The following is a 16,525-nucleotide window of genomic DNA, read 5'->3' as shown; positions in this document are numbered from 1 at the left end:
CGCCAATGCGGCTACGACAGCCGCCGCCAGGATAACCAGCCACGATGCCCAGGGCGGGCGGCGTGACAGCGGCGGCGTTCCAAGGTCTGGATTTGGTCTATTGAAATCATTGCTCATAGCGATACTCCTCCACATCACGAACTATAAACCCTTGGATGCAGAAAAAGTTCCAGAGCACGGCAGGGTAAATGTGATAAGGGCGGCAGCCATGCAACAGGCGCCACCCAGCTGGGCAGCGATCAACAGAATTCAGTGAATCACAGGAAGATTAGCAATAAGCATGAGAGCAATACCAGCGGATATAACCGATGTTTCGATGAAGAAAATCGCGTACTGTCGTCCGGTGAAAAATAAATTAAACCGCCTCATCTAAATTCTCCTTGCCTGATTATTTTAATTATTGCCCCATCATAACATGAATTACCCAGAAATATTTATTTTCTTTGAATAATTCGTCACAGTGATGGATAGAGACTGAACACGGAGACTGCAAAAACCGTCATTGGCACGGTATCCAACACCCGAAACATAAGAAAACACTAAACAAAAACGCAGTGACGCCGATCACCCCGGCTTCACGAAAAATTTTGACTTTGTGCTGCCCGCCCAAGCCTGCGGCCATTTACAGCCACAATCCTCGTCCCTAAAGGTGTGCAACGCAGCAAAAGGGGGTACCATGCTACGTAGACTTTACGATTGGACCATGTCGCTGGCCGGCCGCAAATCGGCGGAAGTCTGGTTGGCCGTTATCGCCTTCGTCGAAAGCTCCGTCTTTCTTGTCCCCGCGGACGTCCTGTTCCTGCCCATGTCGCTGGCAAAGCCCGAGCGGGCCTGGCGCTACGCGCTGACGGCGACCATCGCCTCCGTGCTCGGCGGCATCGCCGGCTGGGCGCTCGGCTACTACGCCTTCGAGACCATCGCCAAGCCGATCCTGGAATTCTACGGCAAGCTCGACGCCTTCAACCAGATGAGCGCAGGCGTCACCTACGAATGGATTGTTCTGCTGCTGGTCACCTCGGGCCTTGCGCACCTTCCGCCGATCAAGGTGGTGACGATCCTGTCCGGTGTCGCTCACATCGATCTCGGCCTGTTCATCATCTCGGCCATCGTCGCGCGTGGCGCGCGCTTCTTCTTCCTCGCCTTCCTGCTGCGCCGCTACGGCGAATCGATCCGCCACTTCATCGAGAAACGCCTCGGCCAAATCACCATGGCCGCCGCCGGCATTCTCATCGCCCTCTACGGCATCTTCCATTTTGCTCTGGCAAACTGACCACGGAGCCCCTGATGTCCCAGACTTTGACCTCCTCTCGCGCCGGCCTCAGTTATTCGGCGTTGCTCGCGATCGGCATGATCATCGTCGTCGGCTCGGCGCTCGGCTTCCAGCATATCGGCGGCTATATCCCCTGCGCGCTCTGCCTGGAGCAACGCCAGCCCTATTACTACGGCATTCCCGTCGCGATCGTCGCAGCCCTGACGGCCATCCTTCGCCTGCCTTCCTGGATTACCCGCACGCTGCTTGCGATCGCCGGCCTGATGATGGTGGTCGGAGGCGGCATCGGCGTCTATCACGCCGGCGTCGAATGGCACTTCTGGGCAGGTCCCACGACCTGCTCCACCTCCGCCAGCAGCATGACGCAGAATGCCGGCGACCTCCTGAACGAACTTAGCACCATCAAAGGCCCCTCCTGCACGGAAGCAGCACTCCGCGTCCTCGGCATCTCGATGGCGGGCTGGAACGTCGTCGCCAGCGTGATCCTCGCGGCGATTGCCTTTGTGGGTGTGAAGAAGACAGCATAGTCCCTTCTCTCCAGCGGAGAGAAGGAATTTTAAGGCTGCAGTTCCGTATCCCAGTAGAGATAGTCGAGCCAGCTGTCGTGCAGATAGTTCGGCGGGAACAGACGACCGTTATTGTGCAGGTCCTGCACGGTCGGCTGATACGGCTTCTGTGCCGGGAACATGCCCGCCTGCTTCGGCAGCTTGCTGCCCTTGCGCAGGTTGCATGGCGAGCAGGCCGCAACGACGTTCTGCCAGGTCGTCTCGCCGCCATGGGCGCGCGGGATGACATGGTCGAAAGTCAGGTCGTCATGGGTGCCGCAATACTGGCACTCGAACCGGTCACGCAGGAAGACGTTGAACCGGGTAAAGGCCGGATTGCGGGACGGCTGAACGTAAGTCTTGAGGCAGACAACGCTCGGCAGCCGCATCGAGAAGCTCGGTGACGATACGCACTGATCGTATTCGGCGATGATATTCACACGGTCAAGGAAAACCGCCTTGATCGCGTCCTGCCAGGACCAGAGCGACAAGGGGTAATAACTCAGCGGTCTATAGTCAGCGTTCAGCACGAGCGCCGGCAGGGACTGCGGGGAGACTGCAATCGTCAAGGAACCCTCCTGATCGATTCGGCATCTGCACCTGTATATTAGGCCGGTTGTTACAGGATTGTGAAGTCCAATAAATTCAGTGAAAAGCGGCTGATCTATGAGACCCACTGATTAATCGATAGGCAGCGCGTCGCGCCGGGTCTTGACGGCATAATAAGCCCAGAAAAGCCGGGCCGCGACCGAGCGCCAGGGCGCCCAGACCGCCGCTTCCCGGGCCAAAAGCTTCGGCAGGGGCCTGATCTCATGGCCGAATGCCATGCCCACAGCCGCCTGCAGGGCGACATCGCCGACCGGGAACACATCTGCGTGACCGCCGCAAAACATCAGGTAGACCTCCGCCGTCCAAGGCCCTATCCCCTTGATCGAAGTCAGTTCGGACAGCGCCTTTTCCGGATGCTCGGTGCTCAACGAATGCAGATCGATTCGGCTTTCGACAACCGCATCGGCAACCCGCGCCAGCGTGTCCGCCTTGATTCGCGACAGGCCGAAAACCCGCCAGGCATCCGGCTCCAGCCCGGCATAGGCCTCGGCCGTCACCCGGCCGAGCCTCGCCGTCATCCGCCCCCAGATCGCGTCCGCGCTTGCCCGCGACACAACCTGCGAGACGATGATATGGGCCAGCCCCTCGAAGCCCGGCTCGCGCAGGCGCAGCGGCACCGGGCCAGCCTCTGACACAATCTGCCGCAGGCGTGGATCAAGCTCGACCAGCGCCGCCAGTCCTTGCCTGATATCGTCTTCATCGCGAATGATGTGCATGGCGTCTCATGGTCCGGGATTAAAATTCGTGGCAGAAGAAAGCATGATCGCGATTCCCCGTCAAAAGCCGAGATTCCGCTTTGCGCCGAGCCCGAACGGCCGGCTGCATCTCGGCCACGCGCTGTCGGCGATCCTCAATCACGACTTGGCGATCAAGGCCGGCGGCGATTTTCTCCTGCGCATCGAGGACATAGATCAGGCCCGCTGTACACCCGATTTCGAAGTGGGAATTTTGACCGATCTCCGCTGGCTTGGTCTTTCATGGGAGGAGCCAGTGCGCCGGCAGTCCCAGCATTTCCCAGCCTATCAGAGCGCCTTGCAGTCGCTGATCGACCGCGGCTTCGTCTATCCCGCCTTTCTCACCCGCGGCGAGGTGAAGGCGCGGGTCGCGGCGGGTGAAACAAGCGGCAAGCCCTGGCCGCGCGATCCGGACGGCACGCCTCTTTATCCGCCCGACGATCGCGAGCGCAGTGTCTCTGAGAGGCAGCGATTGCTGGACGCCGGCCTCAAGCATGCCTGGCGGCTCGACATGGAGAAAGCTATCGCCGAGGTCAACCAGCCGCTCCATTGGCGCGAAAGCGGCGATGGCGAGACGGGCGATATCCTTGCCGATCCCGCCGCCTGGGGCGACGTCGTGCTGTCGCGTTCCGATGCGCCGTCGAGCTATCATCTCTCCGTGGTCGTCGACGACGCGGCACAGGACATTACCCATGTCGTGCGTGGTCTCGACCTCTTCCACGCCACCTCGATCCACCGCCTGTTGCAAAGCTTGCTCGGCCTGCCGGAGCCGCTCTACCACCATCACCGGCTGATCCTCGGCGACGACGGTCGGAAGCTGTCGAAGAGCCAGGGCGACACCGGCATCGCCGAATGGCGCCGGCAGGGCCTGTCACCGGCGGAGCTTCGCCGCCGCATCGGCCTCTGATTGCTGCTTGTCGACGTCTGGCTTGTCGACTTGCGGGCTAGCCACCTTGCCGAACAGCAGGCGCCGCACCTTGAACTTCATCAGCGCCGCATTGATCTCCGCGCCCATGATGAAGATCACCGCGAGCATATAGAGGAAGATCAAGACGATCATCACCGAGGCGAGGCCGGCATAGGTGGCGGTGTAATTGGCGAAGGTCGAGAGATAATAGGCAAAGAGCAGCGCCCCGATCGACCAGAAGACCAGGGTCAGGAACACGCCGGGGATGACGTCGAACAACCGCCGCCGCCCCGCCGCCAGCCACAGATGCAGGATCAGCAGCCCCGCCACCAACAGGAAGATGGTGCCGTAGATTCGCCAGCTGAAAACGACGTCTAGGATATCGGCGAGCCCTGGCAGCCACTGCCGCGTATAATTCAGCGCCAGCGGCACGGCGACCAGGAGGATGCTCAGCAGCGCGAAGATCAGAACCGCGATCAGCACATAGCCGAGGCTGGCCAGACGATTGAAATACCATGGCCGCGTTTCCGGCACCCGATAGGCGCGGTTGAGCGAAATGCGCAGCGCCTCGACACCGTTCGAGGCGAAGTAGGCGGCCGCCAGCACCGAGATCGTCAGCAGCCCGCCACGCGGAATGGTCAGCACCTGCACGACCTGGTCGGCCACCGGCTTGGCAATCGCTTCCGGCCAGGTGTCGAAGATCAGGTGCACCGCCGTCGAGGAAAACTGGCTGGCGCCGAGGAAGCTCGCAAGCGCGGTGCCGAAAATCAGGAACGGGAAAACCGCCAGCAGCGTCGAGAGCGCGACATGGCTCGCCATGGCGAACCCATCGTCCTCGACGAAATGGAACACTGCATCGTAGACGACCTTGTAAAGCGCACGCACGAATGTCGGCATTCCATCTCCGCTTGCTCCCGGTCCTCATCCACCGGTTGTCGATTGTATCGGGCTCCTGAATATGGGAAACGACTCCCACTTTGTACAGGAATCATTCCATGGCAGATCAACGCACCATCATCGTGACGGGCTGCTCCTCCGGCATCGGCGCTTATTGCGCCCGGGCGCTAAAGGCCGATGGCTGGCGGGTTTTCGCCACCGTGCGCAAGGGGGTCGACCTCGGCCCGCTCGAGGCTGACGGTATCGAAACGCTGCTGATGGATTACTCTCGGCCTGACACGATCTCGTCGCTGGTCGCGACAGTCCGCGAACGGACCGGCGACCGCATCGACGCCCTGTTCAATAATGGCGCCTATGGCCAACCGGGCGCGGTGGAAGACCTCTCCACTGATGTGCTGCGCGAACAGTTCGAGACAAATTTCTTCGGCTGGCACGAGCTGACGCGGCAGGTGATCCCGCTGATGCGCGCCCGAGGTCAGGGCCGCATCGTCAATTGCTCGTCCATCCTCGGCCTCATCCCCTATCGCTTCCGCGGCGCCTATACGGCCTCGAAATTCGCGCTGGAGGGACTGACGATCACGCTCCGGATGGAGCTGCAGGATAGCGGCATCCATGTCAGCCTGATCGAGCCCGGCCCGATCGCCACGCGCTTCACCGCCAATGCGCTCGCCAAGATCGAGGAACATATCGATCTCAAACATTCGGCCCATGCCGTCGAATACCGGCGGCAGCTGGCGCGACTGAATGGCACAGGCCCGGTCAACAGGCATAAATTGGGATCCGAAGCCGTCTATGACGTGTTAAAATCCGCCTTGAATGCGAAAAATCCGCGTCCGCACTATCTCGTGACCACCCCTGCCAAGCAGGGCGTTCTTCTGAAAAGGCTGTTGCCGGCTAACCTTTTCTATCGTCTGATGCGCCGGCTGGATTGAAAGACGGGGACGGAGGAGAGCCATGTCCACATTTACCTATATCGCCGCCATCATTGTCATGGGCCTTGTCGTGCTCGTCCTCATTCGCGGCCTGTTCAACATGATGAAGGGTGACAACCCCAATCTCTCCAACCGGCTGATGCAGCTTCGTGTGCTGCTGCAGGCGGTCGCCGTCATCCTGATCATGCTGACGCTGTGGCTGACCGGCGGCGGCCGTCCGGCCTGATTACGGGATCAAGATGGTCAAGCTCAACAAGATCTATACCAAGACCGGTGACGACGGCACCACCGGCCTCGTTTCCGGCCCACGCCGGCTGAAGCACGACCTGCGCGTCGAATCCTACGGCACCATCGACGAAACCAATTCCGCGATCGGCATTGCCCGGCTGCATACGGCTGATATGCCCGAGCTCGATGCCATGCTGATGCGTATCCAGAACGATCTGTTCGATCTCGGCGCCGATCTCTCGGCGCCGGAAACCGATGAACCGCTTCCCTACGAGCCGCTGCGCATCATCGACAATCAGGTGTCGCGTATCGAACATGATATCGATGCTCTGAATGCCGGTCTCGAACCGCTGAACTCCTTCGTCCTGCCCGCCGGCAGCCCCGCCTCCGCCCATCTCCACCTTGCCCGCACCATCGCGCGACGCGCCGAGCGGCTGATGGTGGCCCTGTCGCGCAGCAAGGGCGAGCGTGTCAGCCCGGTGGCATTGAAATACGTCAACCGCCTCTCGGACTTCCTGTTTGTCGCCGCGCGCCATGCCAATGATCACGGCCGCGCCGATGTGCTCTGGGTTCCCGGCAAGAATCGGTAACAAGGCAAATTATGTCTCGTACCGGGCGATCATATTGACGTTAACGTAAACGTTATTTACACCCCTAAAGCAATTTGCCTGTCTGCGGCATGGAAGCGTTGTAATTGGGAAAAAAACGCGTATCCATGTCGCCATTCGACAAACGGAACGGCGTTAAACAGGCCATGGTCTAGAGCGCAGTGTTGAAGGAAGGATTCCATGAAGATTCTGGTCCCCGTGAAGCGGGTAGTTGATTACAACGTGAAGATCCGTGTGAAGCCGGATGGGACTGGCGTTGAGCTTGCCAACGTCAAGATGTCGATGAACCCGTTCGACGAGATCTCGGTTGAGGAAGCGCTGCGGCTGAAGGAAGCCGGCAAGGCTGAGGAAGTCGTGGTCGTCTCGATCGGGCCTGCCAAGGCTGAAGAGACGCTGCGCACTGCACTCGCCATGGGCGCCGACCGGGCGATCCTGGTCGAGACCGATGATGCCGTCGAGCCACTGGCCGTCGCCAAGATCCTTAAAGGTGTGGCAGACGCCGAACAGCCGGGCCTGATCATCGTCGGCAAGCAGGCGATCGATGACGACAGTAACCAGACCGGCCAGATGCTCGCAGCCCTCCTGGGCTCGGCACAGGCGACCTTCGCCTCGAAGATCGAGATCGGCGACGGCAAGGCAACCGTGACCCGCGAAGTCGATGGCGGCCTGCAGACCATCGAGATCAAGCTTCCGGCCGTTGTCACCACCGACCTTCGCCTCAACGAGCCGCGCTATGCCTCGCTGCCGAACATCATGAAGGCGAAGAAGAAGCCGCTCGACAAGAAGACACCGGCCGATTTCGGCGTCTCGACCGAGCCGCGTCTCAAGGTGCTGAAGACGGAAGAGCCGTCCGGCCGCAAGGCGGGCATCAAGGTGGCCTCGGTTGCCGAACTCGTCGAGAAGCTTAAAGTCGAAGCCGGCGTGCTCTAGGATAGGAAAGGGAGACAATCATCATGGCCATTCTTCTTCTGGCTGACCACGACAATCAAAGCCTTTCCGACCAGACCGCCAAGACGCTGACGGCTGCTGCAAAAATCGGTGGCGACGTGCATATCCTCGTCGCCGGCAAGGGTGCCAAGGCTGCTGCCGATGCCGCCGCAAAGCTTGCCGGCGTCTCCAAGGTGCTGCTGGCCGAAAGCGACGAGCTGGCCAACAACCTCGCCGAACCGCTGGCCGATCTGATCGTATCGCTGGCCGCCGGCTACGACACCATCATCACGGCTGCCACTTCGGTCGGCAAGAACGTGCTGCCGCGTGTCGCAGCCCTGCTCGACGTCGCCCAGATCTCTGAGATCACTGACGTCGTCTCTGCCGACACCTTCAAGCGCCCGATCTATGCCGGCAACGCCATCCAGACGGTACAGTCGAGCGATGCGAAGAAGGTGATTACCGTTCGCACGGCGTCCTTCGCGTCTGCCCCGGAAGGCGGCCCCGCTGCCGTCGAGGCGATCGCGGCGGTTGCCAATCCCGGCCTTTCCAGCTTCGTCAGCGATGCGCTGTCCTCATCCGACCGTCCGGAACTGACATCGGCGAAGATCATCATCTCCGGTGGCCGGGCGCTCGGCTCGGCGGAGAAGTTCCGCGAAGTCATCCTTCCCGTCGCCGACAAGCTCGGTGCCGCCGTCGGCGCATCGCGCGCGGCCGTCGATGCCGGCTACGCGCCGAACGACTGGCAGGTCGGTCAGACCGGCAAGGTGGTCGCACCGCAGCTCTACATCGCCTGCGGCATTTCCGGCGCCATCCAGCATCTGGCCGGCATGAAGGACAGTAAGGTCATCGTCGCCATCAACAAGGACGAAGAGGCCCCGATCTTCCAGATCGCCGACTATGGCCTCGTCGCCGATCTCTTCGAGGCACTGCCGGAACTCGAAAAGGCGCTCTGATCGCGCCTCTTGATCTCTTTCGCAGTTGCGAAAGACTGGAAAATTGTCCTTTATGGGTCTATCAATCTTGCCGGGCTAGAAATAGTCCGGCAAATTTATGACGAAAAGCATGGCGCGCCGCCGAGAACGCGCCGCCCCGGGGGAGTTGGCAATGAGTTCGCTGAAGACGATCGGTATTATCGGAGCGGGCCAGATGGGCTGCGGCATTGCCCACGTATCCGCCATGGCCGGTTATAAGGTGCATATCTACGATCTGTCGCAGGAACGCATCGAGAGCGGCCTTGCCACCATCAATGGCAACCTTGCCCGCCAGGTCTCTTCCGGCAAGATGACCGACGAGGAGCGCAAGGCGGCGCTGGCGCTGATATCGGGCTCTTCCGACCTCAACGATCTCGCCCAGGTCGACCTCGCCATCGAGGCCGCGACCGAGGACGAAAGCGTCAAGCGCAAGATCTACGCTCAGATTTGTCCGATCCTGAAGCCCGAGGCGATGCTCGCCACCAACACCTCGTCGCTGTCGATCACCCGGCTCGCCTCCGCGACCGACCGGCCGGAACGCTTCATGGGCATTCACTTCATGAACCCGGTGCCGGTGATGAAGCTCGTCGAACTGGTGCGCGGCATCGCCACCGAGGAAACGACCTTCTCCGCTGCCAAGGAATATGTCAGCTCGCTGGACAAGACGATCACGGTGGCCGAAGACTTCCCGGCCTTCATCGTCAACCGCATCCTGCTGCCGATGATCAACGAAGCGATCTATACGCTTTACGAAGGCGTCGGCACCGTCGATGCCATCGACACCGCCATGAAGCTCGGCGCCAATCACCCGATGGGGCCGTTGCAGCTTGCCGATTTCATCGGCCTCGACACCTGCCTGTCGATCATGCAGGTCCTGCATGACGGCCTGGCGGACTCGAAATACCGCCCCTGCCCGCTGCTGGTGAAATATGTCGAAGCCGGCTGGCTCGGCCGCAAATCCGGTCGTGGCTTCTACGATTATCGCGGCGAAGTGCCAGTTCCGACACGGTAACTTTTACGGTGACCTCCGGGCCGACCCAATCCTTCGAGGCTTCGGCCTTTGGCCTGCGCACCTCAGGATGAGGTCGGAGCTACCCTTCGCTGGCGCAGACAGTTAGCCCTCATGGTGAGGCGGGAGCGTAAGCGACCCTCGAACCACGAGGACGGATGTTCGGGCAACAAGATGATTCAAATCCCCACCGCCGCCTTGATCAGATTTTTCGCATCGTCGCTGTCCCACGCCGCCGGGCCGTTCATGGCCGAGACCAGGCAACCCTTGTCGTCGATCAACAGCGTCACCGGCAGGCCGAAGGCCAGGCCCTGCTTCTTCAGCGCATTGAAGACGCCCATGGTGCTGTCACGATAATAGCCGAGCTTGTCGATGCCGTAATCGGTGCGGAACGCTTTCGGCTTCTCATCGTCGCCGGTGTCGATATTGACGGCGACAACCTCGAACTTGTCGTTGCCCATACTCTTTTCCAGCGCGTTCAAGGCCGGCATTTCCTCTCGGCAAGGCACGCACCAGGTCGCCCAGACATTGAGCAGCAGCGTCTTGCCGGAGAAATTGGCGATCGACAGCGGCTGACCGTCCGCTCCCTTGAAGGAGACATCGTGCAGCGAGATCGGCGTCTGCGGCGCGACCATGGCCGCCACCTGTCCCTTAGTGAAGGGCGTCAGCGCCGCGGCGCGATCCTTGGCCGTTTCGCATTGTCCGGAGGAGGCCGTTTCACCAATACCATTGCCATACCCCGCCTCCTTCACGTATACCGCTGCCGCACCGGCGACGACCCCGGCGACGGCGGCAAGCAGGACAAGTTTCACGGACGGCAGACCAAACGGCTTCTTCGCTGTCATTACATTCTCCAGGTAGGCATCTCATGGCTGACGGCACGGACACCAAATCCTCCAACCAGATGTGGGGCGGACGTTTCGCCTCCGGCCCCGCGGCCATCATGGAGGAGATAAATGCATCGATCGGTTTCGACAAGAAGCTGTTTGCGCAGGATATCCGCGGCTCCATCGCCCATGCCACCATGCTTGCCCATCAAGGCATCATTTCAACCGAGGATAAAGACAAGATCGTTCACGGGCTGAACACGATCCTGTCAGAGATCGAAGACGGGAATTTCGAATTCTCCCGCAGCCTCGAAGACATCCATATGAACGTCGAGTCGCGGCTTGCGGCCCTGATCGGTCCGGCCGCCGGACGGCTGCACACGGCCCGTTCGCGCAACGACCAGGTGGCGCTCGATTTCCGCCTCTGGGTCAAGGAAGAGCTTCAGAAATGCGAACAGGCGCTGACCGGCCTGATCGCTGCCTTCCTCGACCGCGCCGAGGAACATGCCGACACCGTCATGCCCGGCTTCACCCACCTGCAGACCGCGCAGCCGGTCACCTTCGGCCATCATTGCATGGCCTATGTCGAGATGTTCGGCCGCGACCGTTCGCGCGTGCGCCATGCCATCGAGCATATGGACGAATCGCCGATCGGCGCTGCCGCCCTTGCCGGCACAGGCTTCCCGATCGACCGCCACATGACGGCCAAGGAGCTCGGCTTCCGCGAGCCGACCCGCAACTCGATCGACACCGTCTCAGACCGCGATTTTGCCATCGAATTCCTGTCGATCGCCGCCATCGCCGGCATGCACCTGTCGCGGCTGGCCGAAGAAATCGTCATCTGGTCGACGCCGCAATTCGGCTTCGTGCGCCTGTCCGACGCCTTCTCCACCGGCTCGTCGATCATGCCGCAGAAGAAGAACCCGGACGCGGCCGAACTGGTGCGCGCCAAGACCGGCCGCATCAATGGCTCGCTGGTGGCACTCCTGACCATCATGAAGGGCCTGCCGCTGGCCTATTCCAAGGATATGCAGGAAGACAAGGAGCAGGTCTTCGACGCCGCCGAAAGCCTGGAACTGGCGATCGCCGCCATGACCGGCATGGTGCGCGACCTGACGATCAACGCCGCGCGCATGAAGGCCGCCGCCGGATCCGGCTATTCGACCGCGACCGACCTTGCCGACTGGCTGGTGCGCGAGGCAGGTCTGCCCTTCCGCGACGCCCATCACGTCACCGGACGCGCCGTGGCGCTTGCCGAGAGCAAGTCCTGCGATCTCGCCGAACTGTCGCTGGAAGATCTGCAGGCGATCCACCCCGCGATCACCGACAAGATCTTCGACGTCCTGACGGTCGAAGCCTCGGTCGCCAGCCGCAAGAGCTTCGGCGGCACGGCGCCGTCGGAAGTGCGCAAGCAGATCGCCTTCTGGCGCGCCCGCAACTGAGACAATCGCCGGAAACCACACTCTAACAATCAGGGTGCACAAGGCGCGGAAACTTCGCTATGAAGATTGCTTCCGCGTTTGCCGCCCAAGAGGATTTCGATGCAGATCAACATGCCGCATATCATCCGCCTGACCGTCGTCCTTTCGGTCATCGGCCTTGCCGTCGTCGGATGTGGCCGCAAGGGCGATCTTGATCCGCCAAGCGCTGCGGCGACCAAGGGCGGCGACGTCTCCAAGCCGACGAAACAGCCGGGCACCGAGGACAAGAAATTCCTCCTCGATCCGCTTCTCTAAGCAGGCCGCGACCGTGAACCATTTCCAGTACCGCGACGGCATTCTCTACGCGGAGGACGTTCCCGTTCCCGAAATCGCCAAGGCGGTCGGAACGCCTTTCTACGTCTATTCGACGGCAACGCTCGAGCGGCACTACCGCGTCTTTTCCGAAGCCTTCAGCGATGTCGACGCTATGGTCTGCTACGCGATGAAGGCCAATTCCAACCAGGCGGTGCTGAAGACGCTCGGCCGTCTCGGCGCCGGTGTCGACGTCGTCTCCGTCGGCGAGCTGCAGCGTGCCCTTGCCGCCGGCATCCCGGCAAACCGCATCATGTTCTCCGGCGTCGGCAAGACCGCGCAGGAAATGGATGTCGCGCTCGAAGCCGGCATCTACTGCTTCAATGTCGAATCCGAGCCGGAACTGGAAGTGCTGAACCAGCGCGCCGTCCGCGCCGGCAAGATCGCCCCCGTCTCCTTCCGCATCAATCCTGACGTCGATGCCCGCACCCATGCGAAGATTTCGACCGGCAAGAAGGAAAACAAGTTCGGCATATCCTGGGAGCGCGCCCGCACCGTCTATGCCCGCGCCGCCAATCTGCCGGGTATCGACGCCACCGGCATCGACATGCATATCGGCAGCCAGATCACCGAGCTGCAGCCCTTCGAGGATGCCTTCAAGCTGCTGCGCGAGCTCGTCGAGACACTGCGCGGCGACGGCCATGACATCCACCATGTCGATATCGGCGGTGGCCTCGGCATTCCCTATCGCGACGACAATACCCCGCCGCCGCTGCCGGACGCCTATGCCCATATCGTCAAGGATCAGCTGCGCGGCCTGAACTGCAAGATCGTCACCGAGCCCGGCCGCCTCATTGTCGGCAATGCCGGAATCCTGGTGACGGAAGTCATCTATGTGAAGGACGGCGGTAACAAGAGCTTCGTCATCGTCGACGCCGCCATGAACGACCTGATCCGCCCGACGCTCTATGAGGCCTATCATGAGATCCGCCCCGTCGAGATCACCGCCGCCAATGCACCGCGCATCAAGGCCGATATCGTCGGCCCGGTCTGCGAAACCGGCGATTATCTGGCGCTCGATCGCGAAATGGCGATGCCGAAGCCTGGCGATCTCCTGGCCGTCAGCTCCGGCGGCGCTTATGGCGCGGTCCAGGCCGGCACCTATAACAGCCGGCTTCTGGTGCCCGAAGTGCTGGTCAAGGGTAGCGATTTCCACGTCATTCGTCCGCGCCGGACCTATGAAGAGCTGATCGGCCTCGATTCGATTCCCGCCTGGCTCAGCGCATAATCCCGAAAGTCGGAACCGATTTTCGGACAGGATTATGCGCCGGCTTCACCGCGCGGCTTAATCACGTTTAAGCGAAATCCGATGAAAAAGTGGCCTTTGGCGCCGCTTGCTCTCGTCTTCGCCACAAAGAATGTTATCTTTCCATGACAGGCGTCTCGCCGGGCGCTGTAAACTTGGGCGTGTGAGACGCCCCGCCACTTCCAATGGGCAGATAGCCATCCACGTCAGATCGGGGAGAAAACCGGACCGATGACCAGCCCAAGCAACCCCAAGAAGGGCGCTTTCGCCAGCCGTCCGGCGCTGGCACGGCTGGTTGCGGTCAAACGTCTCTTCGCACGGCTGGTGCTAGTGTCCGAGCAGATCCTGCCCCTGCTGCTGCTACCGCTGTCGATCCTTGCCCTTTTCCTTTCGGCCGCCTGGTTCGGCATCTTCCGCATCGCGCCGGATATGCTGCGCCTAGCCCTGCTCGCCGTTTTCGCCATCACCTTCGCAGCCGCCTGCTTCCCCTTCCGCCGCCTGCGCTGGCCGACCGTCGGTGAAGCCGACCGGATGCTGGAGGAGCGCAACGGCCTCCCCCACCAGCCGGTCACCGTGCAGGACGACGAGCCGGCTTTCGACACGCCCTTTGCCCGGGCGCTGTGGCGAGAGCACCAGGCCCGCATGGCGGCGCGCATCGCCGCGCTGGACGCCGGCCTGCCCCGTCCGGATATTGCCCGCTACGACCGCTTTGCGCTGCGCACCATTCCGGCGCTGCTGCTGGTGACGGCGTTCAGCTTCTCCATGTCCAACAGCGGCGGTTCGCTGAGCGATGCCTTCCTCGCGCCGGCCATCACGTCGAACAATCCTGATGTCCGCGTCGACGCCTGGGTGACGCCGCCCTATTACACCGGCGAAGCGCCGATCTACCTGACCGGCAATGCCGCCAACGCCGGCGACAGCGTCAATGTCCCGCAATTCTCCGAGCTCACCGTGCGCGTCACCGGCGCCTCCGCGGATGAGAAAGCGCTGTTCAAGCCCGTCGACAGCGACACCAGCACCGAAATCCCCGAACAGGTCGCCGACGCCGGCAAACAGGCACCGGCAAATGGCGATACGACCGCCCCCACCGCGCAACCCGTCGCCGACACCGCTTCGCCGCCCGCGGCGCCCGGCACGGCTGCAATGGTTGCTCGCACCCATGTGCAAAAGCTGGAAAAGGGCGGCAAACTGACGGTCAACGGCAAGTCCTGGTCCTTCAATGTCGTCGTCGACAAGCCGCCGGAAATCACCTTTGACGGCATTCCACACGCCACTACCAACGGCTCGCTCGAAATCGGCTTCAAGGTGAAGGACGATTATGGCGTTGAGGAAGCCCGTGCCGAGATCGTGCCCGTCGATGCCGATCCGCAGGCCAAGCCACTTTATGGTCTGCCGGAGTACAAGCTGGAAATCCCGCGTCGCGACCGCCGTGACGGCAAGGGACTGACGAGCCGCGATCTGACGCAGGATCCGCTTGCCGGCAAGAAGGTACACATCACCCTTGTCGCACGCGACGGCGCCGGCCAGACCGGCCGCAGCGCACCCTATGAGATGACCCTGCCCTCGCGCAACTTCGGCCAGCCGCTCGCCGCCGCCGTCGCCGAGGAACGTCAGGTTTTCGCGCTCGATATCCGCAAGATGCCGGAGGCGATCGAACTCAACAAGTCGCTGACGATCCGCCCGGACGAGACGATCCCCGATCTCGGCAATTATCTGCTGATCAAATCGGCGTTGACACGCATGAAACTCGCCAGCGGCGATGCCGCCCTGAAGGATACTGCCGACTATCTCTGGCAGATCGCACTCGGCATGGAAGATGCGCAGCTGACTGACGCGGAAAAGGCGCTCCGCGATGCGCAGCAGAAGCTCTCCGATGCGCTGCAACGCAATGCGCCCGACGCGGAAATCAAGAAATTGATGGACGAGCTGCGCAAGGCGATGGGCAACTATATGAAGGAGCTTGCCGAGCGCATGAAGAACATGCCGGCGCAGCCCAACCAGAAGTCGGCCAATATCCTGCGCCAGCAGGATCTGCAGCGGATGATGGACCAGATCGAGAATCTCGCCCGCTCCGGCAACCGCCAGGCAGCGCAGCAGATGCTGTCCGAGCTGCAGCAGATGATGAACAACCTGCAGGCGGGCCGCCCGCAGCGCGACCAGAACCAGCAGCAGGGCCAGGCAAACGACAAGATGCGCCAGCAGATGGACAAGCTTGGCCGCATCCTGCGCGACCAACAGAAGCTGATGGAGCAGACCTTCAAGCTCGACCAGACCATGCGCGACCGCATGCAGCGCGGCGATCCCAACGAGGACGGCGACGACGCGCTCAACCAGCCGATGCCGGGTCTGGACGATCCGCAGCAGCCGGACATGGGTCAGCAGGACCAGAACCAGCGACCGGGCCAGAACCAGCAGGGCCAGCAGCAACAGGGTCAGAAGCAGGGCGACAACGAGACGGACGGCATGACCGCCGACCAGTTGCGCGATGCGCTGAAGCAATTGCGCCAGCAGCAGGATGATCTCGGAAAACAACTCGGCGAGCTGCAGAAGGAACTCGGCTCCATGGGCATGAAGCCGAACCAGAACTACGGCAAGGCACAGCAGGAGATGAAGGGCGCCACCGGCGAGCTCGACAAGGGCAATGGCGAAGGCGCTGTTCAAAACCAGGGCCGCGCGCTGGACGCGCTGCGCAAGGGCACGCGCGACATGATGAACCAGCTGATGGCGCAGATGCAACAGCAGGGGCAAGGCCAGGGCCAGCAGCAGGGGCAAGGCCAGGGTAATCAGAACAGCCGCGATCCGCTTGGCCGCCCGAGCGGCGACAAACCCGGCATATTCGACGAAACCAACGAGAATAAAGTACCCGATATCATCAAGGCGCAGCGAGCCCGAGAAATTCTCGACGCCATCCGCGAGCGGCTGAGCAACAATCCGTCACTGTCCGACGAACGGAACTATCTGGAACGCCTGCTCGATATGAGGCAGTAAGCCTTGCATCGCCTTCGCCACTGTAGGCGAA

Annotated in this window: 17 protein-coding genes; 13 read left to right on the top strand and 4 right to left on the bottom strand. The window is 61.6% G+C overall.

The window, feature by feature from the left end; genetic code table 11:
* The first annotated feature begins 676 nt into the window (after positions 1-676).
* A complete protein-coding gene (locus PMI03_RS12710; RefSeq protein ID WP_007693662.1) occupies positions 677-1,270 on the top strand; it encodes a YqaA family protein in 594 nt (197 codons plus the stop codon).
* 14 nt (positions 1,271-1,284) lie between these two features.
* Complete coding sequence (locus PMI03_RS12705) at positions 1,285-1,797, top strand: disulfide bond formation protein B (RefSeq protein WP_007693660.1); 513 nt, start codon at positions 1,285-1,287, stop codon at positions 1,795-1,797.
* A gap of 29 nt (positions 1,798-1,826) precedes the next feature.
* On the opposite strand, the gene PMI03_RS12700 is transcribed toward PMI03_RS12705, so the two are convergent.
* Positions 1,827-2,384: an HNH endonuclease gene (locus PMI03_RS12700; protein WP_007693658.1), complete on the bottom strand. Its 558-nt coding sequence runs from the start codon at positions 2,382-2,384 to the stop codon at positions 1,827-1,829.
* Between the two features lie 111 nt (positions 2,385-2,495).
* Positions 2,496-3,140, bottom strand: a complete 645-nt coding sequence (locus PMI03_RS12695) for a DNA-3-methyladenine glycosylase (RefSeq protein ID WP_007693656.1) — start codon at positions 3,138-3,140, stop codon at positions 2,496-2,498.
* A gap of 43 nt (positions 3,141-3,183) precedes the next feature.
* Here PMI03_RS12695 and gluQRS point away from each other — a divergent pair, with 43 nt between their 5' ends.
* Positions 3,184-4,065, top strand: coding sequence for a tRNA glutamyl-Q(34) synthetase GluQRS (gene gluQRS / locus PMI03_RS12690; protein ID WP_007693653.1), 882 nt, complete (start codon positions 3,184-3,186; stop codon positions 4,063-4,065).
* On the opposite strand, the gene PMI03_RS12685 is transcribed toward gluQRS, so the two are convergent.
* A complete protein-coding gene (locus PMI03_RS12685; RefSeq protein WP_007693651.1) occupies positions 4,030-4,962 on the bottom strand; it encodes a YihY/virulence factor BrkB family protein in 933 nt (310 codons plus the stop codon). The two genes, gluQRS and PMI03_RS12685, sit on opposite strands and share 36 nt — an antisense overlap.
* A gap of 98 nt (positions 4,963-5,060) precedes the next feature.
* Here PMI03_RS12685 and PMI03_RS12680 point away from each other — a divergent pair, with 98 nt between their 5' ends.
* The 6 genes from PMI03_RS12680 to PMI03_RS12655 all read left to right on the top strand — a co-directional run bounded on the left by PMI03_RS12680 (position 5,061) and on the right by PMI03_RS12655 (position 9,643).
* Positions 5,061-5,894 carry an SDR family oxidoreductase gene (locus tag PMI03_RS12680; protein WP_007693650.1) on the top strand — a complete coding sequence of 278 codons (834 nt, stop codon included), beginning with the start codon at positions 5,061-5,063 and terminating at the stop codon, positions 5,892-5,894.
* A 22-nt stretch (positions 5,895-5,916) separates the two neighbouring features.
* Positions 5,917-6,120 carry a twin transmembrane helix small protein gene (locus PMI03_RS12675; protein WP_007693648.1) on the top strand — a complete coding sequence of 68 codons (204 nt, stop codon included), beginning with the start codon at positions 5,917-5,919 and terminating at the stop codon, positions 6,118-6,120.
* A 13-nt stretch (positions 6,121-6,133) separates the two neighbouring features.
* Entirely contained in the window at positions 6,134-6,712 is a 579-nt protein-coding gene (locus PMI03_RS12670; RefSeq protein ID WP_007693646.1) for a cob(I)yrinic acid a,c-diamide adenosyltransferase, read from the top strand.
* A 198-nt stretch (positions 6,713-6,910) separates the two neighbouring features.
* Positions 6,911-7,660: an electron transfer flavoprotein subunit beta/FixA family protein gene (locus PMI03_RS12665; protein ID WP_007693644.1), complete on the top strand. Its 750-nt coding sequence runs from the start codon at positions 6,911-6,913 to the stop codon at positions 7,658-7,660.
* A 23-nt stretch (positions 7,661-7,683) separates the two neighbouring features.
* Positions 7,684-8,613 (top strand): electron transfer flavoprotein subunit alpha/FixB family protein, encoded by a 930-nt coding sequence (locus tag PMI03_RS12660; RefSeq protein ID WP_007693642.1) that lies wholly within the window; start codon positions 7,684-7,686, stop codon positions 8,611-8,613.
* 151 nt (positions 8,614-8,764) lie between these two features.
* Positions 8,765-9,643 carry a 3-hydroxybutyryl-CoA dehydrogenase gene (locus tag PMI03_RS12655; protein ID WP_007693639.1) on the top strand — a complete coding sequence of 293 codons (879 nt, stop codon included), beginning with the start codon at positions 8,765-8,767 and terminating at the stop codon, positions 9,641-9,643.
* Between the two features lie 176 nt (positions 9,644-9,819).
* On the opposite strand, the gene tlpA is transcribed toward PMI03_RS12655, so the two are convergent.
* On the bottom strand, positions 9,820-10,485 hold the full coding sequence (gene tlpA / locus PMI03_RS12650; protein WP_007693637.1) for a thiol:disulfide interchange protein TlpA: 666 nt from the start codon (positions 10,483-10,485) through the stop codon (positions 9,820-9,822).
* A gap of 23 nt (positions 10,486-10,508) precedes the next feature.
* Between tlpA and argH the strand changes: the two genes are divergently transcribed.
* The 4 genes from argH (at position 10,509) to PMI03_RS12630 (ending at position 16,494) form a co-directional block, all read left to right on the top strand.
* Positions 10,509-11,909, top strand: a complete 1,401-nt coding sequence (gene argH, locus PMI03_RS12645) for an argininosuccinate lyase (RefSeq protein ID WP_007693635.1) — start codon at positions 10,509-10,511, stop codon at positions 11,907-11,909.
* Between the two features lie 99 nt (positions 11,910-12,008).
* Positions 12,009-12,203: an LPS translocon maturation chaperone LptM gene (lptM, locus tag PMI03_RS12640; RefSeq protein WP_007693633.1), complete on the top strand. Its 195-nt coding sequence runs from the start codon at positions 12,009-12,011 to the stop codon at positions 12,201-12,203.
* A 13-nt stretch (positions 12,204-12,216) separates the two neighbouring features.
* Positions 12,217-13,488, top strand: coding sequence for a diaminopimelate decarboxylase (gene lysA / locus PMI03_RS12635; RefSeq protein WP_007693631.1), 1,272 nt, complete (start codon positions 12,217-12,219; stop codon positions 13,486-13,488).
* 249 nt (positions 13,489-13,737) lie between these two features.
* Positions 13,738-16,494, top strand: coding sequence for a TIGR02302 family protein (locus PMI03_RS12630; RefSeq protein ID WP_007693630.1), 2,757 nt, complete (start codon positions 13,738-13,740; stop codon positions 16,492-16,494).
* Positions 16,495-16,525: the final 31 nt, after the last annotated feature.

Source organism: Rhizobium sp. AP16 (genome assembly GCF_000281735.1).
In the GTDB taxonomy this organism is placed as follows: domain Bacteria; phylum Pseudomonadota; class Alphaproteobacteria; order Rhizobiales; family Rhizobiaceae; genus Rhizobium; species Rhizobium rhizogenes.
The sequence above is the reverse complement of the archived record's forward strand: the minus strand, read 5'-3'. Positions and strand labels throughout refer to the sequence as shown.

Bases quoted from the DNA above. Each gene is read 5' to 3' on its own strand.
- PMI03_RS12675 (WP_007693648.1), top strand. From the start codon at position 5,917: ATGTCCACATTTACCTATATCGCCGCCATCATTGTCATGGGCCTTGTC.
- gluQRS (WP_007693653.1), top strand. From the start codon at position 3,184: ATGATCGCGATTCCCCGTCAAAAGCCGAGATTCCGCTTTGCGCCGAGC.
- argH (WP_007693635.1), top strand. From the start codon at position 10,509: ATGGCTGACGGCACGGACACCAAATCCTCCAACCAGATGTGGGGCGGA.
- PMI03_RS12655 (WP_007693639.1), top strand. From the start codon at position 8,765: ATGAGTTCGCTGAAGACGATCGGTATTATCGGAGCGGGCCAGATGGGC.
- PMI03_RS12630 (WP_007693630.1), top strand. From the start codon at position 13,738: ATGACCAGCCCAAGCAACCCCAAGAAGGGCGCTTTCGCCAGCCGTCCG.
- tlpA (WP_007693637.1), bottom strand. From the start codon at position 10,485: ATGACAGCGAAGAAGCCGTTTGGTCTGCCGTCCGTGAAACTTGTCCTG.
- PMI03_RS12705 (WP_007693660.1), top strand. From the start codon at position 1,285: ATGTCCCAGACTTTGACCTCCTCTCGCGCCGGCCTCAGTTATTCGGCG.
- PMI03_RS12695 (WP_007693656.1), bottom strand. From the start codon at position 3,140: ATGCACATCATTCGCGATGAAGACGATATCAGGCAAGGACTGGCGGCG.
- PMI03_RS12670 (WP_007693646.1), top strand. From the start codon at position 6,134: ATGGTCAAGCTCAACAAGATCTATACCAAGACCGGTGACGACGGCACC.
- PMI03_RS12710 (WP_007693662.1), top strand. From the start codon at position 677: ATGCTACGTAGACTTTACGATTGGACCATGTCGCTGGCCGGCCGCAAA.
- PMI03_RS12680 (WP_007693650.1), top strand. From the start codon at position 5,061: ATGGCAGATCAACGCACCATCATCGTGACGGGCTGCTCCTCCGGCATC.
- PMI03_RS12660 (WP_007693642.1), top strand. From the start codon at position 7,684: ATGGCCATTCTTCTTCTGGCTGACCACGACAATCAAAGCCTTTCCGAC.
- PMI03_RS12665 (WP_007693644.1), top strand. From the start codon at position 6,911: ATGAAGATTCTGGTCCCCGTGAAGCGGGTAGTTGATTACAACGTGAAG.
- PMI03_RS12685 (WP_007693651.1), bottom strand. From the start codon at position 4,962: ATGCCGACATTCGTGCGTGCGCTTTACAAGGTCGTCTACGATGCAGTG.
- lptM (WP_007693633.1), top strand. From the start codon at position 12,009: ATGCAGATCAACATGCCGCATATCATCCGCCTGACCGTCGTCCTTTCG.